Source organism: Rhizobium sp. SVR5-9E (assembly GCF_056755095.1).
Map to the genome: position 1 here is coordinate 40182 of NZ_JBNDHS010000016.1, position 22493 is coordinate 62674.

The 22493-nt window shown below is 60.6% G+C and carries 22 protein-coding genes, 1 tRNA gene and 1 pseudogene; 15 read left to right on the top strand and 9 right to left on the bottom strand.

Translation table 11 applies throughout. The annotated features are described in order from the left end of the window. Nucleotides 1–86: 86 nt before the first annotated feature. Nucleotides 87–1409, top strand: coding sequence for an alpha/beta hydrolase family protein (locus ACPYOJ_RS10650; RefSeq protein WP_481416225.1), 1323 nt, complete (start codon nt 87–89; stop codon nt 1407–1409). A gap of 267 nt (nt 1410–1676) precedes the next feature. Here the strand turns inward: ACPYOJ_RS10650 and ACPYOJ_RS10655 are convergent. The 3 genes from ACPYOJ_RS10655 to ACPYOJ_RS10665 form a co-directional block, all read right to left on the bottom strand. Beyond that, a tRNA-Ser gene (locus ACPYOJ_RS10655) sits at nt 1677–1767 on the bottom strand. A gap of 84 nt (nt 1768–1851) precedes the next feature. After that, the gene (locus tag ACPYOJ_RS10660; RefSeq protein ID WP_481416226.1) at nt 1852–3069 is read right to left on the bottom strand and encodes an NAD(P)/FAD-dependent oxidoreductase; all 1218 of its coding nucleotides are present in this window, start codon (nt 3067–3069) and stop codon (nt 1852–1854) included. An 85-nt stretch (nt 3070–3154) separates the two neighbouring features. Continuing rightward, a complete protein-coding gene (locus ACPYOJ_RS10665) occupies nt 3155–4270 on the bottom strand; it encodes a Gfo/Idh/MocA family protein (RefSeq protein WP_481416227.1) in 1116 nt (371 codons plus the stop codon). Nucleotides 4271–4466: 196 nt separating this feature from the next. Here ACPYOJ_RS10665 and ACPYOJ_RS10670 point away from each other — a divergent pair, with 196 nt between their 5' ends. From ACPYOJ_RS10670 to iolB, 5 genes are all read left to right on the top strand, one after another. Further along, complete coding sequence (locus ACPYOJ_RS10670) at nt 4467–5342, top strand: MurR/RpiR family transcriptional regulator (protein ID WP_481416228.1); 876 nt, start codon at nt 4467–4469, stop codon at nt 5340–5342. An 88-nt stretch (nt 5343–5430) separates the two neighbouring features. Beyond that, nucleotides 5431–7365, top strand: coding sequence for a bifunctional 5-dehydro-2-deoxygluconokinase/5-dehydro-2-deoxyphosphogluconate aldolase (locus ACPYOJ_RS10675; protein WP_481416229.1), 1935 nt, complete (start codon nt 5431–5433; stop codon nt 7363–7365). A gap of 182 nt (nt 7366–7547) precedes the next feature. Beyond that, on the top strand, nt 7548–9398 hold the full coding sequence (gene iolD, locus ACPYOJ_RS10680) for a 3D-(3,5/4)-trihydroxycyclohexane-1,2-dione acylhydrolase (decyclizing) (RefSeq protein ID WP_481416230.1): 1851 nt from the start codon (nt 7548–7550) through the stop codon (nt 9396–9398). A gap of 173 nt (nt 9399–9571) precedes the next feature. After that, a complete protein-coding gene (gene iolE, locus ACPYOJ_RS10685) occupies nt 9572–10489 on the top strand; it encodes a myo-inosose-2 dehydratase (RefSeq protein ID WP_481416231.1) in 918 nt (305 codons plus the stop codon). 170 nt (nt 10490–10659) lie between these two features. Further along, on the top strand, nt 10660–11457 hold the full coding sequence (gene iolB / locus ACPYOJ_RS10690) for a 5-deoxy-glucuronate isomerase (protein WP_481416232.1): 798 nt from the start codon (nt 10660–10662) through the stop codon (nt 11455–11457). 41 nt (nt 11458–11498) lie between these two features. Here the strand turns inward: iolB and ACPYOJ_RS10695 are convergent. Continuing rightward, nucleotides 11499–12868: pseudogene (locus ACPYOJ_RS10695) on the bottom strand (MATE family efflux transporter). A 69-nt stretch (nt 12869–12937) separates the two neighbouring features. Continuing rightward, nucleotides 12938–13375, bottom strand: coding sequence for a glyoxalase superfamily protein (locus tag ACPYOJ_RS10700; RefSeq protein WP_481416233.1), 438 nt, complete (start codon nt 13373–13375; stop codon nt 12938–12940). A gap of 338 nt (nt 13376–13713) precedes the next feature. On the opposite strand from ACPYOJ_RS10700, the gene ACPYOJ_RS10705 reads away from it, so the two are divergent. Beyond that, on the top strand, nt 13714–14064 hold the full coding sequence (locus tag ACPYOJ_RS10705; protein ID WP_481416234.1) for a hypothetical protein: 351 nt from the start codon (nt 13714–13716) through the stop codon (nt 14062–14064). A gap of 260 nt (nt 14065–14324) precedes the next feature. Then, nucleotides 14325–15191, top strand: a complete 867-nt coding sequence (locus ACPYOJ_RS10710) for a LysR family transcriptional regulator (protein WP_481416235.1) — start codon at nt 14325–14327, stop codon at nt 15189–15191. A 41-nt stretch (nt 15192–15232) separates the two neighbouring features. Here the strand turns inward: ACPYOJ_RS10710 and ACPYOJ_RS10715 are convergent, their stop codons facing one another. Further along, a complete protein-coding gene (locus tag ACPYOJ_RS10715) occupies nt 15233–15679 on the bottom strand; it encodes a baeRF12 domain-containing protein (RefSeq protein ID WP_481416236.1) in 447 nt (148 codons plus the stop codon). Nucleotides 15680–15935: 256 nt separating this feature from the next. On the opposite strand from ACPYOJ_RS10715, the gene ACPYOJ_RS10720 reads away from it, so the two are divergent. Both ACPYOJ_RS10720 and ACPYOJ_RS10725 read left to right on the top strand, forming a co-directional pair. Further along, nucleotides 15936–16343, top strand: a complete 408-nt coding sequence (locus ACPYOJ_RS10720; protein WP_481416237.1) for a PilZ domain-containing protein — start codon at nt 15936–15938, stop codon at nt 16341–16343. A 115-nt stretch (nt 16344–16458) separates the two neighbouring features. Next, nucleotides 16459–17571: a pyridoxal phosphate-dependent aminotransferase gene (locus ACPYOJ_RS10725; RefSeq protein ID WP_481416238.1), complete on the top strand. Its 1113-nt coding sequence runs from the start codon at nt 16459–16461 to the stop codon at nt 17569–17571. 106 nt (nt 17572–17677) lie between these two features. Here the strand turns inward: ACPYOJ_RS10725 and ACPYOJ_RS10730 are convergent, their stop codons facing one another. Continuing rightward, on the bottom strand, nt 17678–17944 hold the full coding sequence (locus tag ACPYOJ_RS10730; RefSeq protein WP_168828954.1) for a sel1 repeat family protein: 267 nt from the start codon (nt 17942–17944) through the stop codon (nt 17678–17680). A gap of 435 nt (nt 17945–18379) precedes the next feature. Here ACPYOJ_RS10730 and ACPYOJ_RS10735 point away from each other — a divergent pair, with 435 nt between their 5' ends. Continuing rightward, nucleotides 18380–18718, top strand: a complete 339-nt coding sequence (locus tag ACPYOJ_RS10735; protein WP_168828953.1) for a DUF2147 domain-containing protein — start codon at nt 18380–18382, stop codon at nt 18716–18718. Nucleotides 18719–18770: 52 nt separating this feature from the next. Here the strand turns inward: ACPYOJ_RS10735 and ACPYOJ_RS10740 are convergent, their stop codons facing one another. Then, complete coding sequence (locus ACPYOJ_RS10740; protein WP_481416239.1) at nt 18771–19472, bottom strand: glutathione S-transferase family protein; 702 nt, start codon at nt 19470–19472, stop codon at nt 18771–18773. Between the two features lie 164 nt (nt 19473–19636). Here ACPYOJ_RS10740 and ACPYOJ_RS10745 point away from each other — a divergent pair, with 164 nt between their 5' ends. Both ACPYOJ_RS10745 and ACPYOJ_RS10750 read left to right on the top strand, forming a co-directional pair. Beyond that, entirely contained in the window at nt 19637–19810 is a 174-nt protein-coding gene (locus ACPYOJ_RS10745) for a hypothetical protein (RefSeq protein WP_481416263.1), read from the top strand. 78 nt (nt 19811–19888) lie between these two features. Continuing rightward, nucleotides 19889–21388 carry an AMP nucleosidase gene (locus ACPYOJ_RS10750; protein WP_481416240.1) on the top strand — a complete coding sequence of 500 codons (1500 nt, stop codon included), beginning with the start codon at nt 19889–19891 and terminating at the stop codon, nt 21386–21388. A gap of 3 nt (nt 21389–21391) precedes the next feature. Here ACPYOJ_RS10750 and ACPYOJ_RS10755 read toward each other — a convergent pair whose 3' ends face one another. After that, entirely contained in the window at nt 21392–21613 is a 222-nt protein-coding gene (locus ACPYOJ_RS10755) for a hypothetical protein (protein WP_481416241.1), read from the bottom strand. A 154-nt stretch (nt 21614–21767) separates the two neighbouring features. Here ACPYOJ_RS10755 and ACPYOJ_RS10760 point away from each other — a divergent pair, with 154 nt between their 5' ends. After that, entirely contained in the window at nt 21768–22124 is a 357-nt protein-coding gene (locus tag ACPYOJ_RS10760) for a YciI family protein (protein WP_481416242.1), read from the top strand. 9 nt (nt 22125–22133) lie between these two features. After that, entirely contained in the window at nt 22134–22493 is a 360-nt protein-coding gene (locus ACPYOJ_RS10765; RefSeq protein WP_481416243.1) for a YciI family protein, read from the top strand.

A 22493-nucleotide genomic window follows, 5' to 3' on the forward strand; every position in this document is an offset into this window, starting at 1 on the left:
AAACCAACAAAGCCTCTTTAAGGCGCCGAGCATCGGCGCCCTCCTCTTCCCTTTGCCTTTCATCACTGTCTGAAACGGAGGAATATATGTTTTCAATCCATAAGTTATTGGCTTTAGCACTGGCACTTGCAGCTAGCTTTGCCCTGGGCGGCACGGCTTACGCGCAAAGCCACCCGGAATATATCCAGTTTTCACCAAGCGCCACGAAGGGCGCGCTTTACAAGCCGGATAACGGCACCCCCTCGCCTGTCGCCTTCCTGGCGATCCACCGCACATCCAACTTCATGAGCATGATCGCCACCAAAGAACTCGCGCAGCGCGGCTTCATGGTCCTCGGCATGAATCCGCGCTCGGACAATAACGAGGCTGCGGTCAATTTCGAGGATATCGCGCTCGATATTAAGCAAGGGGTCGAATTCCTGAAAAAGCAGCCCGGTATCAAGGCGGTGATCCTGATCGGCCATTCCGGCGGCGGACCCAGCACGAGCTACTATCAGGCCGTTGCGGAAAAGGGGGCGTCTTATTGCGACGGTCCGAACAAGCTCTCAAAATGCTCGGCGGAGGATGTCAAGGATCTGCCGAAGGCAGACGGCGTGGTCTTCCTCGATGCCCACCCCGGCAATACGATCAATACGTTACGTGGGCTGAACCCCGCGGTGACCGACGAGAGCAAGCCAGACGATCTCGACCCGACGCTCGATCCCTTCAATCCGGCAAACGGGTTCAATCCCAAGGGCGACTCGCATTATTCGGCCGAATTCGTCGAGCGCTATTCAAAGGCGCAGTCTGTTCGCATGAACAAGCTGATCGACAAGGCCCTGCAGATGAAGGCAGACCTGAAATCAGGCAAGGATCGGCGCGGCGACGACGAGCCCTTCATCGCGTATCGCGACCGCGCCCGCCTCTCCGACATCTCGACGGATGTCTGGTGCTGCACCCAGCGGCCGGAAAAACTCCTGAAGAATGACGGCTCGATCTCGACGGAGGTGATCCGCTCGGTCCGCGTATCCACCCCGAAGAATGCCAAAGTCGATGCGAGCCTCAATGGCGGCGCGCTGTTCCTGACCGTGAAATCCTTCCTGAGCGCCAATGCCATCCGCTCCAAGGATGCATTGAACGACATCGATATCTGCTCGAGCAACAACTCGACCCTCTGCGCGGTGCAATCGATCACCATACCGACGCTGGTGATGTCGATGGGCGGTCATTACTTCGTCAGAGACGGCGAAACGATCTTCGATCTCTCCGCCAGCAAGGACAAGGATTTCATCGTCGTCGAAGGCGCCGTTCACGGCATGACGCCCTGCAAGCCCTGCTCCGAGCAGACCGGGGTGTCCTACGACAACGCCACGAAGAACCTTTACGACTACGTTGCCGCCTGGGCCAACAAACGGTGGACGAAAGGCTGAGGGTTTATCGGCTTAAGCGAAACGGAGATTCCCGGCTATGCCGGGAATCTCGCATAAAATCTATCGCGACCGGCTCTACGAACACTGTCCCTGGTTAAGAAAGACGTAGGTTGCAGAGCAATCGCCATCTCGTTGGCCTTGACGGCGCCGCCGGCCGAGCCCGCAGCTGACATGAAATGGCTTTGAAGCCATGACGCCAAGCTGGTCACAAAAAAATCGTCAGCCACAAGGGCTCGATTTTTCTAAACATCCAGACATGAAAAGGGATGGCGGAGAAGATGGGATTCGAACCCACGATACGCTTTTGACGTATACTCCCTTAGCAGGGGAGCGCCTTCGACCACTCGGCCACCTCTCCGGTGGGAGCCTGATAGAGTTATTCGGCAGGTGAATCAAGCTCTTTTTAGGCTTTTTCACCGACCGCCGAAGACGTCCTCCCGCATCACGAAAGCAGTTGCTTGAGGTCGGCCGATGCGTCGGCAAGGACCGCCTTGTCCGGTTTGACGCCCGATTCCAGGAGCTTCTTGCCGGTCACATAAGCCTTTGCGTCGTTGATCGCATCGACGGCGATGAACGCGCCTTTCCTGAAATACCAGATGGAGTGCGCGCCTTCGCGGACTCCGGGGCGGAGAATCGTCTCGTCGTAGCCGAGATTGAAGCCGGCGATCTGCAGCTTCATGTCGTACTGATCGGACCAGAACCACGGGTTCGGGTCGTATGGAACGTCGCCGCCAGCAATGATCGCGGCCGCGGCTTCGGCCTGGTCGACGGCGTTCTGCACCGATTCGAGCCGGATTCGCCCGCCGTGCCACGGCAGCATGGCACAATCGCCGGCGGCGTAGATCGAGGGATCCGACGTACGGGCAAATTCGTCGACGATGATGCCGTTTGCAATATCAAGACCCGCGTCCTGGGCCAACTGGTCGTTGGGGACGACGCCGATGCCGACGATGGCGAAATCGATGTCGATGACGGAGCCGTCGGAGAGTTCTGCTCCACAAACACGCCCATCCCTGCCGACAAGGCGCTTGAGGCCAGTGTGTTCGCGAATCGCCACATCATGGGATTGGTGAATCGCCCGGACGATATCGGCCGTCTCCTTGGCGGCAACGCGCTGGAGGATTCGTTCGGCCATTTCAATGACGGTCACTTCAAGCCCGCGATGGCGCGCGACCGCCGCCGCTTCGAGGCCGATATAGCCGCCGCCGATGATAAGGACACGGCGGCCGGGACGCATCTCGTCGGCCAGAAGGTCCGCGTCACGCTTGTCGCGGGCGACATAGACGCCATCAAGGTCGCCCCCGACCGCTGCTGGTAGCCTGCGCGGCGTCGAGCCCGTCGTCAGCGCCAGCGTGCCGTAGTCGAGAATGGAGCCGTCCTGCAGCGCGACCTGCTTCTGATCGCGGTAGATCTGCTCGGCCCAGGTTGCGAGGCGGATTTCGACGTCATTGTCGGGATACCAGTGCTCCGGGCGGAACAGCAGGCGATCGAAGGTCATCTCGCCCAGCAGATATTTCTTGGTCAGCGGAGGGCGCTGATAGGGCAGAACGTCTTCGGCGCCGACGATGGTGATCGGCCGGGTGTCCTTCAGAGCACGGAGCTTTGCCGCCATCGCGAAACCCGCCTGCCCCGCACCGATGATTACCAGTCTGTCCGTCACGTCTCACTCCCGGAAACTGCGTTTCATTGTAGAGGCGAGAGGTAGCCCTCGCCCCCAGCGCCGTCAACAGGAGCAATCTTCCTCGTCAGACGATCTCGACCCAGCGGCGCTCGTGGAAGGACTGTGCCATGGCATGAACGGACTTCTCTATCCTGAGACCGTCTTCGAATGTCACCAAGGACGACGGCGCGCCGGAAATGGCGCGTATCAGTTCACGGCATTCGATAATCTTCAGGTCATTGAAGCCCAATCCGTGGCCGGGCGCCGGAATGAAGCGGTCGTAGGGCTGGTGAGCGGGTGCGGCGAGGATCTTGCGGTAGCCCTGCTCGGTGCCGCGGCCGTCAGCCTGATAGAGCTCGAACTCGTTCAAGCGCTCCTGATCGAATGTGATCGATCCTTTCGATCCGAAGATCTGCAAGGCGATGCGACCCTTGCGGCCCCAGGCTGCGCGGTTGGCCATCAACACGGCGGAAATCCCACCGCCAAGGCGCATCAGGACGCTTGCCGCATCATGATTTTCGACCGGCCGCCGCCCGCCATCCCTGAGCGGACGATCTGCGTAAGGCTTCACCATGTCGGCGATGACCGCCTCGACATGGCCGAAAAGATACCAAAGCAGCGATAGCGGATGTACGGCGAAATCGTCGATCGCACCGTAACCGGCCGACAGTTCGCTCTTCCAGTAGAAGAAGGCGTCAGGATCGGCCATGAAGTCTTCGTCCATCTCGACGCGGATATGGTTGACGGTGCCGATCGCCCCCTCGCCGATCAGCGTCTTGATGTGCCGCATGATCGGGTTCTGTATATAGTTGTATCCGAGCACCGCGATTTTGCTGGATGTCCTCGCCGCCTTCAGCATGCGCTCCGCGTCGGCATAAGAAGGCGCCATCGGCTTCTCGCACCAGACATGCTTTCCCGCCTCGAGAGCCGCAATCGCCATCTCGGCGTGAAACTGGTTCGGTGTCGTGACCGAGACGACATCGACCTCCGGATCGGCGATCAGCGCTTTCCAGTCCGCCGTCGCCTTTTCGAAGCCGAATTCGGCAGCCCGCGATTTGGCAAGTTCCGCTGTTGTTTCGGCGAGATGCACGAGCCTGGGGCGCTCAACATCGCCGAAGACGGGTTTCACCGCATTCCAGGCCAGCGCGTGGCACTTGCCCATATAGCCGGTGCCGATCAAACCGATTCCGAGTGACTTCATCTCGGGCGCTCCTCCATGTCCCGCAGCGATTTTTGGAATATCTGGACCGTTTTGACAAGCGTTGTCACTAAGCCATTCGCGGGAAGCGGGAGCCAGTCCCGGCCAAATGCCTTTGAATGAAAACAGTTAGGATCGAAAACCCAAATCATCTATAGTCCGATCATGGAATATTTGTTTCATCCACTGGACGGCCCTTATGGATAATGACGCCAAGACACTTGTCCGCGTTCCGCGCGATTTCGAAAGCCTGCGCAGTACCATTATCGAGCGCAAGGCGAGCATGCCGAAGCGCCTTGCCCAGGTCGCCGCCTTCGCGCTCGCCAATCCCGACGAGATCGCCTTCGGCACGACGGCGAGTATTGCCGCGGCGTCGGAGGTCCAGCCATCGACGCTGGTCCGGCTCGCGCATCACCTCGGTTACGAGGGATTCTCCGATCTCCAGAGCATTTTCCGCGCACGGCTGCGCGACCGGACCCTGAGCTACGAGGAACGCCTCGTCACGCTGGAACAATCGGACGGCGGCGACGAGGATGCCAATCTGCTTTCCGGCTTCATCTCGGCAGCGAGCCAGTCCATCAGCCGCATGGCCGCGACGGTTGACGCGGAGACCTTCACCAAGGCGGTCGATATTCTGGCCGCGGCAGACACCATATATCTTATAGCGAAGCGCCGCTCCTACCCTCTGACGGCGCATCTGACCTACGCCTTTTCGAAACTGAACATCCGCCATCAGATCGTCGCTTCGCCGAACGGGGTCGATCTGGAGATGGTGCAGTTCGCGAGGCCGACGGATGCGGCGATCGCCGCAAGCTTTTCGCCCTACGCGGCCGATAGCCTCAGCCAGGCCGCGGAACTCGTCAACCGCGGCGTGCCCGTCGTTGCGATTACCGACTCGGCTTTTTCGCCGCTCGCCTCGCAGGCCAGTTGCTGGTTCGAAGTTGCCGAAGCGGACTTCGCCGGCTTCCGCTCCCTTTCGGCCGCCATGGCGCTGACAATGGCGCTGCCGGTGGCGATCGCCGAGCGCCGGCGCAAACTTAAAATCCGAAAAGCCGAAAAATGGGAAATGGAATAGATATTCCGAATTGACAAAAAATCGGAACCGATGTTTCATTGCGGAAGCTGCAGGCGGCAAAGATCTGCAAAATCACGCGGAGGAGATCATGGCGCAACCGAATCCGGGTCGACAGCCCGAACCGTCTCTCGATGTCATCACCATCGGCCGCTCTTCCGTCGATCTCTATGGCCAGCAGATCGGCTCCCGGCTGGAAGATATCGGCTCATTTGCGAAATCCGTCGGCGGCTGCCCGGCCAACATCGCGATCGGTACCGCGCGTCTCGGCCTCAGGTCCGGGCTTATCACCCGCGTCGGCAACGAACAGATGGGCCGCTTCATCATCGAGCAATCAGCACGCGAGGGTGTCGCAACGGATGGCATCGTCACCGACAAGGAGCGATTGACTGCCCTCGTGCTTCTGGCGGTGGAAGCCGAAGGCGTTTCGCCGATGATCTTCTATCGCTCGGATTGCGCCGACATGGCGCTCGATGAAAGCGATATCGACGAGAACTTCATCAGGTCGTCCCGCGCCGTCCTCGTGTCCGGCACGCATTTTTCCCGGCCGAACACCGAAGCCGCGCAGCGCAAGGCGATCCGCATCGCCAAGGCGAACGGCCGCAGAGTCATTTTCGACATCGACTACCGGCCGAACCTCTGGGGTCTGGCGGGTCACGCGGAAGGTTTCGAGCGCTACGTGAAATCCGACCGCGTTTCCTCGAAGATGAAGGAAACGCTGCCGGATTGCGATCTGATCGTCGGCACGGAAGAGGAAATCCTGATCGCCTCCGGCGCGGATGACGTGCTCGGCGCGCTGAAGGAAATCCGGCGCCTGTCGCCGGCGACAATCGTGCTGAAGCGCGGCGCGATGGGCTGCGTCGTTTATGACGGACCGATTTCGGACGATCTCGAGGCAGGCATCGTCGGCCAGGGCTTTCCGATCGAAGTTTTCAACGTTCTCGGGGCCGGCGACGCCTTCATGTCCGGGTTCCTGCGCGGCTGGCTGAAAGACGAACCGCTGAAAACCTGCGCCACCTGGGCCAATGCCTGCGGCGCGTTTGCTGTCTCCCGCCTGCTCTGTTCGCCGGAATATCCAACCTGGGCAGAGCTCGACTTCTTCCTGAAGAACGGCAGCAAGCACCGGGCGCTGCGCAAGGACGAGGCGATCAACCACGTTCACTGGGCGTCGACCCGTAAGAGCGAGATTCCGCTCTTGATGGCGTTTGCGATCGACCATCGTTCGCAGCTGACGAGCGTTTGCGACGAGCTTGGCACCGACTACAAGAAGATTGCCCAGTTTAAGCGCCTTGCTGTCGAAGCAGCCGCACGCGTTGCCGATGGCCGCAGCGGCTACGGCATGCTGATTGACGAACGCTTCGGGCGAGATGCCTTCTTCGATGCGGCGACCAAGAATTTTTCCTGGATCGGCCGCCCGGTCGAGTTGCCCGGCTCTAAGCCGCTGAAGTTCGAATTCAGCCAGGACATCGGCTCGCAGCTCGTCGAATGGCCGCTCGACCATTGCATCAAGTGCCTCTGCTTCTATCATCCGGACGATCCGGCCGAATTGAAGAAGGAGCAGCAGGAAAAGCTTCGCACGCTTTTCGAAGCGGCGCGAAAAGTGGGCCGAGAGCTGCTGGTCGAGATCATCGCCAGCAAGAACGGGCCACTCACCGACGATACGATCCCGACTGCGATGGAAGAACTCTACGCGCTCGGCATCAAGACTGATTGGTGGAAGCTGGAGCCGCAGGCTTCGAGTGCTGCCTGGAAGAAGATCGACGCCGTGATTGCCAAGAACGATCCGTGGTGCCGGGGTATCGTGCTGCTTGGGCTGGAGGCGCCCGCCGAAGAGCTTGTGAAAGGTTTCGAGGCGACGCTCGCCGCGCCATCCGTCAAGGGCTTTGCGGTGGGCCGCACGATTTTCGCCGACGCCGCACGCGCCTGGCTTTCCGGCAGGATGAGCGACGAAGAAGCGATCGCCGAGATGGCGGGTCGTTTCCGCCAGCTGACCGAGGCCTGGTTGAAAACGCGCGGGCTTAACTGAGGAAGTAAACCCCTCCCCAACCCCCACAAGGGGGAGGGACTTAACTTGGGGCACCGCCCAAACAGCAGCCATCCTGCGGGAACCGCTGTGGAAATATGAGGCGATGCGGCTGGTTAACCCCTCCCCCTTGTGGGGAGGGGTTGGGGAGGGGAAAATAAAAAGCAAGGATGCGGGAGGACCCGATGGGCAAGACGGTAAGATTGACGATGGCGCAGGCTGTCGCGCATTTCCTCAAGAAGCAGATGACGGTGGTCGACGGCAAGAAGATGCCGATCTTCGGCGGCGTCTGGGCGATCTTCGGCCACGGCAACGTCGCCGGCATCGGCGAAGCGCTTTATCAGGTACGCGGCGAACTGCCGACCTATCGTGCCCATAACGAACAGGGCATGGCGCATGCTGCGATCGCCTATGCCAAGGCGAGCTTCCGCCGACGCTTCATGGCCTGCACGACCTCGATCGGCCCCGGCGCCTTGAATATGGTGACGGCGGCGGGCGTCGCGCATGTCAACCGCATTCCCGTCCTCTTCCTGCCCGGCGACGTCTTCGCCAATCGGGCACCGGATCCGGTGCTGCAGCAGATCGAGGATTTCGGCGACGGTACGGTTTCGGCCAACGACGCCTTCCGCCCGGTCTCGCGCTATTTCGATCGCATTACCCGCCCCGAGCAGATCATGACGGCGCTGAAGCGTGCCATGCAGGTGCTGACCGATCCGCTCGATTGCGGTCCGGTGACGTTGTCGCTCTGCCAGGATGTGCAGGCGGAGGCTTTCGACTACCCGGAAAGCTTTTTCGACGAGCGTGTCTGGACGCAACGCCGGCCGCGCCCGGATGCGGACGAGCTGGCGAATGCCATCGCACTGATCAAGAAATCCGAGAAGCCGGTGATCGTCGCCGGCGGCGGGGTACTCTATTCGCAGGCGACGAAGGAGCTGACCTCGTTTGTCGAAGCCCACGGCGTTCCCGTAGTCGTAAGCCAGGCCGGCAAGTCGGCAATCGACGAGCGGCATCCGCTGGCGCTCGGTTCGGTCGGCGTGACGGGTACATCGGCTGCCAACGCCATTGCTGAGGAAACCGATCTCATCATCGCCGTCGGGACCCGGCTGCAGGATTTCACGACCGGCTCCTGGGCGCTCTTCAAGAATGAAAGCTTGAAGATGATCGGCCTCAACATTGCGGCCTACGACGCGCTGAAGCACGACGGCCATCCGCTCGTTGCCGATGCGCGAGAAGGCTTGAAGGCTCTGTCGAGCGGCCTTGCCGGCTGGAAGGCTCCGGCCGCGCTCGCCGAAAAGGCCGCGAGCGAAAAGAGCCGCTGGATGGATGCCGCGGCAAAGGCGATGGCAACCACCAATGCCGCCCCGCCCTCTGATGCGCAGGTGATCGGCGCGGTCACGCGCTCGATCGATCTGGAAAAGTCGATCGCCCTTTGCGCCGCCGGCGGCCTGCCCGGCGAGTTGCACAAGCTGTGGCCGGCCACGGTCCCCGGCAGTTACCACCTTGAATACGGCTTCTCCTGCATGGGCTACGAGATCGCCGGCGGCCTGGGCGCCAAAATGGCGCATCCGGAAAGGGAGGTCGTCGTCATGGTTGGCGACGGGTCCTACATGATGCTGAACTCCGAGCTTGCGACCTCGGTCATGCTTGGCCTCAAGCTCAATATCGTCGTTCTCGACAATCGCGGCTATGGCTGTATCAACCGCCTGCAGATGGCAACCGGCGGCGCGAACTTCAACAACCTGCTGAAGGATGCCCGCCATGAGGTGATGGCGGAGATCGACTTCCGGGCGCACGCCGAAAGCATGGGGGCCATCGCCGTCAAGGTCGCTTCGATCGCGGAACTCGAAAAGGCGATCGCCGATTCGAAGAGGAACGACCGCACCTCGGTTTTCGTCATCGACACCGATCCGCTGGTCACGACGGAGGCTGGCGGCCACTGGTGGGATGTTGCCGTCCCGGAAGTCAGCCCGCGCGGTGAGGTCAACAAGGCGCATGCGGCTTACGTCAAGGCGCGCGCCGCCCAGCGCGTCGGCTGATCGATTTTGAGACGTAGAGCTGGAGGCCCCCTCATCCGCCCTTCGGGCCCCTTCTCCCCCTGGGGAGAAGGGGGAACGAGATGGTGCGGCACATCCCCTTCTACCCTTTGGGGAGAAGGTGCCGGCAGGCGGATGAGGGGGCCTCGGCCACTAAAATATGAGGAGAAATAGTAATGAAGGCCAAACTCGGCATGTCGCCCATCGCATGGTGGAACGACGACCTTCCTGAGCTCAGCGACGACGTGTCCCTCGAGGAATGCCTGCGGCAGTCGCGCAGCGCGGGCTTTACCGGCATGGAAAAGGGCCGCCGCTTCCCGGAGGATCCCGAAGTGATGCTGCCCATCCTGCGCGCCGCCGACGTGACGCTCTGCGGCGGCTGGTTCTCGGGCACGCTGGTCAACGAGGAGCTTGCCGCCAACAAAGACCGCATCGCACCGATGATCGAGCTGTTCAAGGCGGTCAACGCGCCCTGCATCGTCTATGGCGAAGTCGGCCGCTCGATCCAGGGCGACCGCTCCAAGCCGCTCGCCACCAAGCCGCGTCTTTCCGACGACGAGATGAAGGCCTATGGCCGCCGCGTGACCGAGTTCGGCGAATGGTGCGCCGAGCAGGGAATGCCGCTTTCCTACCACCATCACATGGCCGCCGTGGTCGAAACCGAGCCGGAACTCGACGCCTTCATGCGGAATTCGGGCGAAGGCATTCCGCTGTTGCTCGATGCGGGTCACCTCGCCTTTGCCGGCGGCGACGTGCTGCGCGCCATCGACAATCACCATGCCCGCATCAACCACGTCCACGTGAAGGACATTCGAAAGCCCGTAGTCGATGGGCTGGACCGTAGCAAGCAGTCCTTCCTCGACGCGGTGGCGCTCGGCGCCTTCACCGTGCCGGGCGACGGCTCGCTCGATTTCGGCGCCATCGTCCAGCGGCTGGCCGACTACGGCTATGAGGGCTGGTTCGTGGTCGAGGCCGAACAGGACCCGCGCAAGGCCCCGCCGCAGAAGATGGCCGAGATCGGCCATGCCGAACTGATGCGTGTGATGACGGCTGCCGGATATACGGTAGAGACTGAAGGTTTTCCGAAGGGGTAAGCCTTCGAAACCGCCGGAGCGGAAGCCCCTCATCCGCCCTTCGGGCACCTTCTCCCCGCTGGGGAGAAGGGAAACGAGCCGGCACGGCAAAACCCTTCTCCCCAGCGGGGAGAAGGTGGCGGCAGCCGGATGAGGGGGCCGCATCCATATAATTCGTGAGGAGAACACCAATGCCAAACCTCAAGGTGAAACCATCGGGCACCAACGGCCGCGTCACCCACGTCACGCCGGAAAGCGCTGGCTGGACCTATGTGGGCTTCGACCTTCACCGGCTGAAGCCGGGCGAAACGGCGTCGGGCGAGACCGGTGAGCGTGAGGTCTGCCTCGTCTGGGTGAGCGGCAAAGGCAAGGCCAAAGCCGGGACGAAGGATTTCGGCGCGCTCGGCGAGCGGATGAACCCGTTCGAGGGGCCGCCGCATGCGCTTTACATCCCGATGAAGTCGACGTGGTCGGTGACGGCCGAGACCGATCTGGAGCTTGCAGTCTGCTCGGCCCCCGGCGGCGGCACCTACGAGGCAAAGGCGATTCTGCCGGGCACGCATCCGGCGCTCACGCGCGGCAAGGGCACGAATGTGCGCTACGTCAACAATATCATGCCGGAGGATGACGGATCGGCGCATTCGCTCCTCGTCGTCGAGGTGATCACCCCCGGCGGCCACACGTCTTCCTATCCACCGCACAAGCACGATCAGGACAACCTTCCGCACGAGAGCATGCTGGAAGAAACCTATTATCACCGCCTGAACCCGCCGCAGGGCTTCGCCTTCCAGCGGGTCTATACCGACGACCGTTCGCTGGACGAGGCAATGGCGATCGAAGACGGCGACGTGACGCTGGTGCCGAAGGGTTATCACCCCTGCGCCGCCACGCACGGTTACGACCTCTACTATCTCAATGTCATGGCCGGCCCGAAACGCATCTGGAAGTTCTACAATGCGCCGGAACACGAGTGGCTGCTGAAGGCCTGATTCGGGTGAATGCTTGCCGCGCCTGACGGCGCGGCATTGTCTCAAGCGGGCAACAGCCCGTATTGCCAGCCTCGGCTCCTTGCCAGCCGCGAGAGTACGACGCCTGCTAGGATGAACATGCAGGCTTCGGCAAAGACCGGCACCATCCAGATCCCCATTTCTCCGATAATCCTCGGCAGAAGAAACGTCAGGGGCAAAGTGAATACATAGGGTCGCGACAGGCCGAATATGGCCGCCCTTCTCGCATCGCCGATCGACTGGAAATATCCGGACAGGACGATCATCTGGCCGAACAGGAAATAGGCGCCGATCGTCCAGGGCAGGATACGCGAGACCTCGCCGATCACGATCGGATCGGCGACAAAGATAGCACCGATCCGATCCGCGAGCAGTTCAATCATCAGTTCCACTGCGGAGCAGTAGACCAGTGCAGAAAGGAGCGCGATCTGCAGGCTGCGCCCGACGCGATCCAAACGGCCGGCGCCGTAGTTGTTGCCGCATATCGTCTGGAAACCGATATTCAGGCCGAGCAGCGGCAGATAGGCGAAAGTCATGATGCGGGTGATGATGCCATAGGCGCCGACGGTCGCGACATAGTTCGACATTTCGAAGATCGAGAGATTGAGGATGACCGCCGCCGAGCCCAGCGAAATGCCGATGAAGCCGAGGCTCATCGGCGCGCCGAGGGCAATGATGCGGTGCCACTCCGCGACGTTGAACGCGCCTGCCGGTCGAAGCGCCGCAGGGCTATGCGAGCGATAGAGGAGAATGGCTCCAAGACAGATCGCCTGCGCGATCACGGAGCCGATCGCGGACCCCGCGACGCCCCAATGCATAACAGCCATGAAGAGCCAGTTCGCCAGGATGTTAAGCAGGGTCGACACCAAGGTTACCGCCGTCATGAAACCGATCTTGCCCTCGCAACGCAGCGCATCGATGTTCAGCGACAGGAAGAAGGCGACGGGTGAACATTCGATCATGATGGCCATGAATCGTGTGGCATTCACCGCGACCTGATGATCACCCGATGCGGCAGCATCGATGATGCCGGGACCCGCAAACCAGTAGATCCCGTTCAAAGCAACGATGAACAGAACGGCCAAGGCATGAGCCGCTGCGAATGTCCGGCGGGCACCGTCGCGATTTCCAGCCCCGAGTTGCCGCGCCAGGATGCTCGCCATGCCGTTCGACACAAGCGATTGCAGCGCGATGATCATCATCAGCTCCCCGGGAAAATCAGGGTAACGGCAGACAGAGCAGCCGGTCCGACATAGGCACCCAGGAAATAAGCGTCGACCACAGCGAAAAGGCCGCTGATCGTGGTGATCAGGACGATGGGCAATGCCGTGCGGGCGAAGACGGGCAACAGGCGGCCCGATAGAAAAATGTTCTCTTGGACAGTTTGTGTCATTTGGAAAATCCATGCGAACAGCAACTCGCGAAATGCGATGGCTGCCAAAATTGATCCATAGATGAAAGATCAGAGATCAAGCACGAGATGCGGCAGGCCGTTCGAGGTCTTGCGTGGAGACACGCCACTCGCGTCCACCTGCGCGTTGATGCGCTGGCGGAACGCCGAGAAGCTCTCGAATGTCACCACGTCCACCGGCTCGTCGAAATGAATGGTGACCTTGTGGAGTCCGCCGCCGGTCTCCGCAAGCGCCAGAACTGTGCCGGTGAAGGGCTGGTTCAGGTAGCGGCCTCGAACATGGGAGCCGACGGAAAGCGCGGCGATCGGTTCGGCATTCGGTCTGGTTGCGAGAGCGGAGAGCGTATTCCAATCACGCATGCCGTGCTGTTCGGCAACGAGTTCGAGTGCCGCACCGTGCGAGATTGCGGTGCCGCGCGTTGCCATCGCCTGACGCAGGCGCTTCGCCTGGGCCTTCAGCTCATTGATCGTGGGATAGGTCGTCGTCATGGGTTCAGCCTTTCGGAAGGCATGCCGTTTCGACTGCAAAAGGGAGCTCGCATTGCCGTCAGTCAGCATGCACCAATTGGCTGCGACGTGAATTTCGAGAACTTCACCATGGACTTTCATCCGCGAGCGGCAGGCGCCTCGAACCGGCGCCTGATATGGCGGAAGCGGCGTTGCCTGTCAAGAATGCCCCAGAATGGGATCGCCCGGCTCGCTCGGGATCACGAAATTGCAGGACTTTTCTGTCCCGCCACGCACAAGGCTCAAATTCTACTAATCCCGTTCAGCATCTGTCAGCATTCATGCGTTACCCTTCAACCGTACAACAAGCGGAGGCTGATATGGCCTTTCAGACGCACCTCAACGACGACAATAGCGAGCGGGAGAAATCGTATCGGGATTTCACGCTCGACCGGCCCGGCAAGATCATCTTCGTCGGCCATCACCTCAGCACCGGCACGCAGGTTCGCTGCCTTATCCGTACGATCAACCTCGCCGGCGCCGTCCTCGAAGTAAACCCGGGGATCGAGCTTCCGCACCATTTCTTCCTCGAGATCCTCGGCATCCAGGACGAGATCGGCTCGACCGTCGTCAAGCGAGAAGGCGAGCTGGTGACGATCAGCTTCAACATGCTGATCAATGCGGAATTCCTGCATCACGTGCTGCGCCTGAGCTTCGAGACGGACGTCTGACACGGTCTGGATGGCGGGCATCGTTGCGCGAGGCAAGCCGCACGATCACCGGCGCGAGCCATTGGAGGCCTTGCCATTCCGGCCCTTCGAGCGGGTCGGCTAGAGGGTCGTGGCGGTTTCTGTTTCTAATCTCCAGTTCGTTCCAGAGAACTACCCAGTTGAGAAGCATTGTCGGGTTCTCCATCTATCTGCCGGAGCACCTGAACTAAGCCTTCGCCGCAGCCGGATGTAGAGCCGCGGAAGAAAGGGGGTTTTCAAAAATGAAAGACGCGAGCTGGGACGACCTCCAACTCTTCTATCATGTCGCGACAGCCGGCGGGCTGTCAGCGGCTGCGGCCCAGACCGGCCTCAGCGCGCCGACGGTCGGCCGGCGCATGCTGGCGCTGGAGCGCGCGACCGGCCGCGCACTTTTTACACGCGGACCGACCGGCTACGGGTTGGCAAAGGACGGCACGGCGCTCCTGGAGCGCGTGCGCATGATGCAGGAAGCCGCGCAATCGATCTCCGACTGGCGCGGCGAAGTGCTTACGCTGCCGATCGTCTCAATGGCCGCCGATAGCTGGACATCCCGTTTCATTGCCGATCATCTGGCCAAGGTCTGGACGCCGAAAGACCGGTTCCGCATGTGTTACAAGACCTGCGATACCAGCGTCGATTTCACCTATCGTGAGGCGCATGTCGCCATCAGGCACAGACGTCCCGAAAGCGGCAATGTTGCGATCCGCCGCTCGGTGACGGTGTCGCACGCCGTCTATCAGGCGGCCGGCTTCGGCGGCGACAATTGCAACTGGATTTCGCTCGGCACCGATATTGCGATCACGCCCGCCGACAAATGGACGTTCGAGCAGCCGGACTACTGGATTACCGGCTGGACGAATACGCCGCACATGCTCTTCTACTTGATCCGCGGCGGTGCTGGCCGCGGTGTCCTGCCCTGCTTCATAGGCGATGCCGACCCCGGCCTCACGCGCGCCGGACCGATCATCGAACCCCTTACCTATGAGATGTGGATCACCGCCCATGACGACGAGCGCCAGCGGCCGGAAGTACGCGCGGTCATCGACAGGCTGGCGGCGCTTTTCAGCGAGAACGAGGATTTGTTTGCGGGACGAGAAAGCCAGCCATGAAAAGCGCGAGGGTTACCCGCGCTCTTTCGGCAGCGAACCGGTCAAGCAGCCAGGTGGCGCTCGATCTCCCCGACCGGCATATTGGTGTAATCCTTGGCGACCTCGGCGGAGAGAGCGGCTTGCACATCCGGGCTGAGGTTCGGCCGCAAGGTGCCGAGTGCCCTCGGCGGCGCCACCAGTATGATGTGATTGGCGTTCTTCTCATGGACGAGCTCATCCAGCTTTGCAGCGATTTGCCTGAGGAAATCGGCTTCCGCCTGCTCTTGCCAGCTCGTTTCCTCCATGGCGCTGGCGCTCGTGCCGTCCGGCGCATGTGCGCGTCCCGGCTTATCGGAGCCGAGCTCACGGTCCGGTTCGTTCGGGTGGCTCAGCGTTTCGCGTACCTGCAGGTTCATGAGCTCTGCATCGCCGGCATTCTGCATGATCAAAGCCTTCGCCCCATCGCAGACCACAACCCATGATTCCCATGGCACTCTGATGTCAGCCATTTTCGTTTCCTCTTGATGATTGTTCGAAGGCGAATTTGCTTCATCGACAGAGAGAAAACGTGCGGCAATTGAAAGAGTTCGGAGAAACCATGGATAAATGGAGCAGCGCTTCGTTCAAGCGCTCATGGAATGCACTGAAATGCAAAATCCGGTTTCGTTAAAATTGTCCCGATTTGTTTGACGAATACGAAAAACATTCATGTGACGCTATGCGACGGAACCAGTATGAGATTGTGTTCCAGGGGAGAGCCGCGTCATGCCCATGCTCCGAGCCACGCACCTTGCCACGGTCAAGTCGGAAGTTTACGACGTGCGGTGGGAACAGTTCAACGTGCGGCGCCCAGCGCGCATCGTCGCCGTCCGCCCCTGTTTGACAGGCATGTCGGTTCGAAGCGCGGAGATCCTCGATATTTCCCGCGGCGGCGCCACGCTCGCCGTCTCGTCTACCGCCGGCCTGCCGAAACACTACTATCTCAACATTCTCGGGCTCGCCTATCGCATCGGCTGCGCGGAAGCCTACCGCAGGAACGAGCGCATCAGCGTCCGCTTCATCAACACCATAGACCCGGAAGTCCTTCGACGCGTCGTGCGGGCCGACTTCATGGCGGGCAACATGGAAGCCATCGAAGCATACCGCGCGCCTCGCATCGAGCTGAGGCCATAAATCTTTCAAATGCTGGAGTGGTTTCCGGACCGGCCGTGGAATAATCGTCCTTGCCTTGAGGATGGCAACGCCTATTGTTGGCCGATTTTTCACATCTCCGGGAATCTGAAATTCGATGTCCGCTTTTTCGCGCTTCACGCCGCTGGTCAGCGCCCTCCCCTCCGCCGTTCCGTTTGTCGGGCCCGAGGCCATCGAGCGTCAGCAGGGTCTCAAGGTCGAGGCGCGCATCGGCGCCAATGAAAACGGCTTCGGCCCCGCGCCTTCGGTGCTTGCCGCAATCCGCGAACAGGCCGGCGATACGTGGAAATACAACGATCCGGAAAACTTCGATCTCCGCGAGGCGCTGGCCGCCCATCTCGGCGTGACGGCCGCCAATATCGCAATCGGCGGCGGCATCGACGAGCTTCTCGGGCAGATCGTGCGCCTGGTGATCGAGCCCGGCATGCCGGTCGTCACATCGCTCGGCGGCTATCCAACCTTCAACTTCCATGTGGCGGGTTTCGGCGGACGCCTCGTGACCGTGCCTTATTCCAACGACCGTGAGGATCTGGACGGTCTGCTCGATGCGGTGAAGCGTGAAAACGCCCCGCTCGTCTATTTCTGCAACCCGGACAATCCAATGGGAAGCTGGTGGGACGCGGACAAGATCGTCACCTTCGCCCGCGCCCTTCCGGAAACCTGTATGATGGTGCTCGACGAGGCCTATAGCGAAACGGGACCGGCAAGCGCCCCTCCCTCGATCGACTCGCTGATCGACCTGCCAAACGTCGTGCGCATGCGCACCTTCTCGAAGGCCTACGGTCTCGCGGGTGCGCGCGTCGGCTATGCCATTTCGACGCCCGGCACGGCCAAGGCCTTCGACAAGATCAGAAACCATTTCGGCATGAACCGGCTGGCGACTGCCGCAGCACTCGCCGCACTGAAAGACCGGGCCTATCTCACAGAAGTTGTCGGAAAGATCCACGCCGCCCGCGAACGGATTGCCGGCATCGCGCGAGCCAACCAGCTTTCGCCTTTAGCATCCGCGACCAACTTCGTGGCGATCGATGCCGGGCGCGACGGAACCTACGCCCGCTCAATCGTCGATGGGCTGATGCAGCATGGCGTTTTCATCCGCATGCCGGGCGTCGCGCCGCTCAACCGCTGCATCCGCGTCAGCGTCGGGCCGGAGAGCGATATGGCCCGCTTCGAAGAGGCCCTTCCCCAGGTCCTTCGCTCGCTGGGTTAAAACGGAAAAACCGCGCCGGCCTTGTTTCTGCCGGTCGCGGTTCCGTTTTCCGGGCGCGGGCACAACGCGCCCCGCCGGTTCCCTCTTTTTCGAGGTTGTTATTGTCTCAGTGGATCGTCATCCATTCGCGGGCGGCGCGCAGCGCTTCGGCGAGTTGCATCTTGTTCATCGATGCGGCGACATCGGCGCGAAGCTCGGCGGCGCGGTCGCTGCCCTTGATCGCGGCGATGTTCAGCCACTTGTGTGCAGCGACCAGATCGACCTCGCAGCCGCGGCCGGTCGCATACATCAGACCCATTTCGCAGAAGACGTCGGCGTTTCTGTCGCCACCCATGGTGGCCATTTCAGCATTGTGCATTTCAAAGCGTGCCATCGGTTTTATCCCTGTTTAGCCTGTTATCGGTTTGCCCTGTTTTACCTTCCGGGCCGTGCCGTCTGTCGCAGCTTTCGGTCCCTTCGGTCGGCGGGTTTGCCCCGCTCGTTTGATGGCTCCACTATGCCGCCTGGCTTTCAAAAAACGCCTAAAATGCATGATTAATTTGAGACAAACAAAGTGCAAACGCTTGGTAAAATTGGGTTTTCGTTAAACATCGGAATCCCTGCCTATTAAGGACTTTCCGCGAACTTTTACGAAAAGTTTACTTTTGAAAATAAAGCTTTCGTTCACCACGAAATGAGCTTGCAAGAAGAAAGCTGGAAATAATCCGGGGCAAAAGCAGCCTGAAAATCCGCCGTTTTAACCCCGGCGTCCTTTACCCTTACGTTCGCGTTAGTTACTTTGCGCGCAACGGACATGAGGGAGGGGATAATGATCCGAACGCTTATTCTGGCCGGCGCATTGGCGCTTTCGGCAAGCTTCGCCTATGCCGAGGAGCCTATCGTCGGCAACTGGAAGACGGTCGCCGGCGACACGGCGGTGATCGCCCCTTGCGGCGGCGGCTATTGCATAACGCTGAAGACCGGCAAGTTCGCCGGCAGGAAGATCGGAACGCTTGCAGGCTCCGGCGGCACATACAGCGGCGAGATCACCGATCCGAGCAATGACAAGACCTACAGCGGTTCGGGCACCGTGTCCGGCAATTCGCTGAAGATGAGCGGCTGCGTGCTCAAGGTCTTCTGCAAGTCACAGACCTGGACGCGGCTCTGAACAAAAAAAGCGCCCGGTCATCCGGGCGCTTTTCCAACTGCGCTTCCACACCTCAGCGGGCGCGCTGATTGAAAAGGATCTTCTGCGCTTCCTTGTCTTCGGCCAGATTGGCCTGACGTTCGCGCTCTTCCTTGCCGACGGCAATGCCCTTCAAGACCGCAGGTCGCTGATGCATACGCTCGAACCAGGCCTTCAGGTTCGGAAAATCGTTGAGGTCCTGTCCCTGCCGTTCGTAAGGGATGACCCAGCCGATGCAGGCCATGTCGGCGATCGAATATTCGCCGGCGAGATAATCCCGGCCTTCCAGCTGCTTGTTCATGACGCCATAGAGGCGGTTCACTTCGTTCGTATAGCGGTTGATGCCGTATTCGATCTTTTCCGGCGCATAGTTGCGGAAGTGGTGGGCCTGACCGGCCATGGGGCCAAGACCGCCGACCTGCCAGAAAAGCCATTCCTCGACCTGCACGCGCTTCCGCTCGTCCGTGGGATAGAACTGGCCGTATTTGCGGCCGAGATATTGCAGGATGGCACCGGATTCGAAGACGGAGATCGGCTCGCCACCGGGGCCGTCCGGATCGATGATGGCTGGCATGCGGTTGTTCGGCGCGATCTTCAGGAAGTCCGGCGCGAACTGCTCGCCCTTGCCGATGTTGATGTATTTCACCTCGTAGGGAACACCGAGTTCCTCGAGCATGATGCTGATTTTCCAGCCGTTCGGGGTCGGCCAATAGTAAAGTTCGATCGGTGCCGTCATGAAAATCTCCTTAGCGGGACTAAACACATAAGTAGCGAGAGACCGCCTTCAAGCAGTCAATCATTGTGAACGCCAAATGAACCGCGATCTCAGCGCCCGTTCAGACCGGGTGTGGCAGAACTTATCTCAACGATAGGGCGCACACAGGTTCAGGGATCACGGACGTGCTTATTCTGGCAAGACGGTTCACCGTCATTACACTCTTCATGGCGGTTTTCGCGATCACATTCTCGGCAGCCGTCGTACACGGCGGCGGGGGTGGCGGTTCGCAGTCGCATTTCGGCGCGAGCTACACCTGCCTCAATTCGACCAGCCCCTTCTGCAGCAACATGCGCTAAGATCAAGACTGCCTAATATTCTCCGATTGGTCACCGGGGCGTCGCTTGCTTGTTAACAACGGCAACCTATAATGCGCCATGAGCAAACGAATCTCACCTCTCGATATTTCCTCGCCACCTGCCTTTGAACCGCAAAGCTTCGATGATCCTGTAAAGGCCGTCGATGCGCTCACCGAGCTCTACGAACGCAATACAGCCTTCCTGATCGACAGTTTTGCGGAGCTCGCCAAGGGCGCGCCGATCACTTCGCGCTACCGCGCCTACTATCCCCAGGTCAGCATCGAGACGACCAGCTTCGGCCATGTCGATTCGCGTCTGTCCTATGGCCATGTGACGGCGCCGGGCGTTTATACGACAACCGTCACCCGGCCGAAGCTTTTCCGCCACTACTTGAGGCAACAGCTGGCGCTCTTGATGCGCAGCCACAATGTCCCGGTCGTCGTATCCGAATCATCGACGCCGATCCCGTTGCATTTTGCGTTTGGCGAAGGCGCGCATGTCGAGGCGTCGGCATCGGCCTTCATCGACATCCCGATGCGCGACCTTTTCGATACGCCTGATCTCAACACCACCGACGACGAGATCGCCAACGGCGAATACATTCCGCCGCCGGGCGAACCGTCGCCGCTTGCCCCCTTCACCGCGCAACGCATCGATTATTCGCTCGCCCGCCTCGCGCACTACACGGCAACCAGCGCGCAGCACTTCCAGAACTTCGTCCTGTTCACGAACTACCAATTCTACATGGACGAATTCTGCGCCTGGGCGCGCGAGATGATGGCCAAGGGGGGCGGCGAAGACGGCTATACGGCCTTTGTCGAGCCGGGCAATATCATCACCCATGCGGGATCCAGCCAGCCGGAGACAGACGTTACGCTCGCCCGCCTGCCGCAGATGCCGACCTATCATCTCAAGAAGAAGGGCCACGCCGGGATCACCATGATCAACATCGGCGTCGGCCCGTCGAATGCCAAGACCATTACCGACCACGTGGCCGTGCTTCGCCCGCATGCCTGGCTGATGCTCGGCCACTGCGCGGGCCTGCGCAACAGCCAGCGCCTCGGCGACTATGTTCTGGCGCATGCCTATATGCGCGAGGACCACGTGCTGGACGACGACCTGCCGGTCTGGGTTCCGATCCCGGCGCTTGCCGAAGTGCAGGTTGCGCTGGAAGCGGCGGTTGCGGAAATCACCGGCTACGAAGGCTTCGAACTGAAGCGCATCATGCGCACGGGGACCGTCGGAACGATCGATAACCGCAACTGGGAACTTCGCGACCAGCGCGGCCCCGTCAAGCGGCTCTCGCAAGCCCGTGCCATCGCGCTCGATATGGAGTCGGCAACGATTGCGGCCAACGGCTTTCGCTTCCGCGTGCCCTACGGCACGCTGCTTTGCGTTTCCGACAAGCCGCTGCACGGCGAGTTGAAGCTGCCAGGCATGGCAAGCGCCTTCTATCGCACCCAGGTCAACCAGCACCTGAAGATCGGCATCCGCGCCATCCAGAAGCTCGCGGCAATGCCGCCCGAAGCGCTGCATTCCCGCAAGCTTCGCAGCTTCTTCGAGACGGCGTTCCAATAACGATTATCTGGCTTCTGCCGATGCGACGCGATCCGCAAGCCGCTGCGGATCGACGTTGTGCGTGCTGGAGACCTGCAGCCCGGCAATGACGGCTGCAAAGACAGCGAATGCGGCGACCAGCCGCACAAGAACCTCTCGAATATCCGCGTGGTAAAGCACGTCCAGCCTCTCGGCCCTTCGCCGTGCGCAGATGAAATTCGTGATGGCGACTTCCAGGATTCCCATGTCCGTGCTCCTCGATGTGATCGATGGAGCCTTGTCGAATGCGCGTCCGCCATTTCGACAATAGAGCGCGAACAAAGATTTTTTCCTTTGCTGTCGAATTCCGCCTAGTCTCTTCGTCAACAGGCTGTGAGAGGCAGCCGGGAGGACGTCAGCAATGAAATATCTGTGCCAGGTTTGGTTCGAGCCTTCGGCGCTCGAGCGCATGACGGAGGAAGAGAAGAAGACCCTCGACAGGGATTCGCTCGGATACGACGAGGACCTCGCCGCAAGCGGCCATATGATCCATGCGGAAGCCCTGCAGTCGCCGGAAACGGCCGTGACCGTACGCGTCCGCAACAGCGAAATGTCGGTCACCGATGGCCCCTATGCGGAGACCAAGGAACAACTCGGCGGCTTCATTCTCATCGAAGCCAAGGATCTGAACGACGCGATCCGCGTTGCGGCGGGTATTCCGCTTGCCAAACTGGGCAGCATCGAGGTCCGCCCGATCTACGATTTCAAGAACGGTTAGGAGGCGCCTATGAAGTTTCTCTGCCAGATCTGGTTCGACACGGAAAAGAGCAAACTCGTGCCCCAGGAAGAGTGGGATGCGCTCACCCAAAGATGCATCGAGAGCGATGATCGCTGGCGTGACAGTGGGCATCTGCTGACCGCCCTCGCCCTGCGAAATCCGTCGACGGCGATGACGGTCCGCAGGCATAACGGTGCCCTATCGGCGACCGACGGCCCCTTTGCCGAAATCAAGGAACATCTCGGCGGCTTCGTGCTGCTCGAAGCCAGGGACATCGACGAGGCGACAGAAATCGCCTCGGCTTTTCCGATCGTGGAATATGCCTCGATCGAAGTGCGACCGGCCTATTCGATCAAGGACGGGGAATGA

Coding starts and splice junctions, on each gene's coding strand:
- ACPYOJ_RS10740 (WP_481416239.1), bottom strand. CDS start 19,472: ATGACGGCACCGATCGAACTTTACTATTGGCCGACCCCGAACGGCTGG.
- ACPYOJ_RS10750 (WP_481416240.1), top strand. CDS start 19,889: ATGAGCAAACGAATCTCACCTCTCGATATTTCCTCGCCACCTGCCTTT.
- ACPYOJ_RS10760 (WP_481416242.1), top strand. CDS start 21,768: ATGAAATATCTGTGCCAGGTTTGGTTCGAGCCTTCGGCGCTCGAGCGC.
- ACPYOJ_RS10730 (WP_168828954.1), bottom strand. CDS start 17,944: ATGGCACGCTTTGAAATGCACAATGCTGAAATGGCCACCATGGGTGGC.
- ACPYOJ_RS10710 (WP_481416235.1), top strand. CDS start 14,325: ATGAAAGACGCGAGCTGGGACGACCTCCAACTCTTCTATCATGTCGCG.
- ACPYOJ_RS10765 (WP_481416243.1), top strand. CDS start 22,134: ATGAAGTTTCTCTGCCAGATCTGGTTCGACACGGAAAAGAGCAAACTC.
- ACPYOJ_RS10665 (WP_481416227.1), bottom strand. CDS start 4,270: ATGAAGTCACTCGGAATCGGTTTGATCGGCACCGGCTATATGGGCAAG.
- ACPYOJ_RS10670 (WP_481416228.1), top strand. CDS start 4,467: ATGGATAATGACGCCAAGACACTTGTCCGCGTTCCGCGCGATTTCGAA.
- ACPYOJ_RS10705 (WP_481416234.1), top strand. CDS start 13,714: ATGGCCTTTCAGACGCACCTCAACGACGACAATAGCGAGCGGGAGAAA.
- ACPYOJ_RS10650 (WP_481416225.1), top strand. CDS start 87: ATGTTTTCAATCCATAAGTTATTGGCTTTAGCACTGGCACTTGCAGCT.
- iolD (WP_481416230.1), top strand. CDS start 7,548: ATGGGCAAGACGGTAAGATTGACGATGGCGCAGGCTGTCGCGCATTTC.
- ACPYOJ_RS10755 (WP_481416241.1), bottom strand. CDS start 21,613: ATGGGAATCCTGGAAGTCGCCATCACGAATTTCATCTGCGCACGGCGA.
- ACPYOJ_RS10725 (WP_481416238.1), top strand. CDS start 16,459: ATGTCCGCTTTTTCGCGCTTCACGCCGCTGGTCAGCGCCCTCCCCTCC.
- ACPYOJ_RS10720 (WP_481416237.1), top strand. CDS start 15,936: ATGCCCATGCTCCGAGCCACGCACCTTGCCACGGTCAAGTCGGAAGTT.
- iolB (WP_481416232.1), top strand. CDS start 10,660: ATGCCAAACCTCAAGGTGAAACCATCGGGCACCAACGGCCGCGTCACC.
- ACPYOJ_RS10735 (WP_168828953.1), top strand. CDS start 18,380: ATGATCCGAACGCTTATTCTGGCCGGCGCATTGGCGCTTTCGGCAAGC.
- ACPYOJ_RS10675 (WP_481416229.1), top strand. CDS start 5,431: ATGGCGCAACCGAATCCGGGTCGACAGCCCGAACCGTCTCTCGATGTC.
- iolE (WP_481416231.1), top strand. CDS start 9,572: ATGAAGGCCAAACTCGGCATGTCGCCCATCGCATGGTGGAACGACGAC.
- ACPYOJ_RS10715 (WP_481416236.1), bottom strand. CDS start 15,679: ATGGCTGACATCAGAGTGCCATGGGAATCATGGGTTGTGGTCTGCGAT.
- ACPYOJ_RS10700 (WP_481416233.1), bottom strand. CDS start 13,375: ATGACGACGACCTATCCCACGATCAATGAGCTGAAGGCCCAGGCGAAG.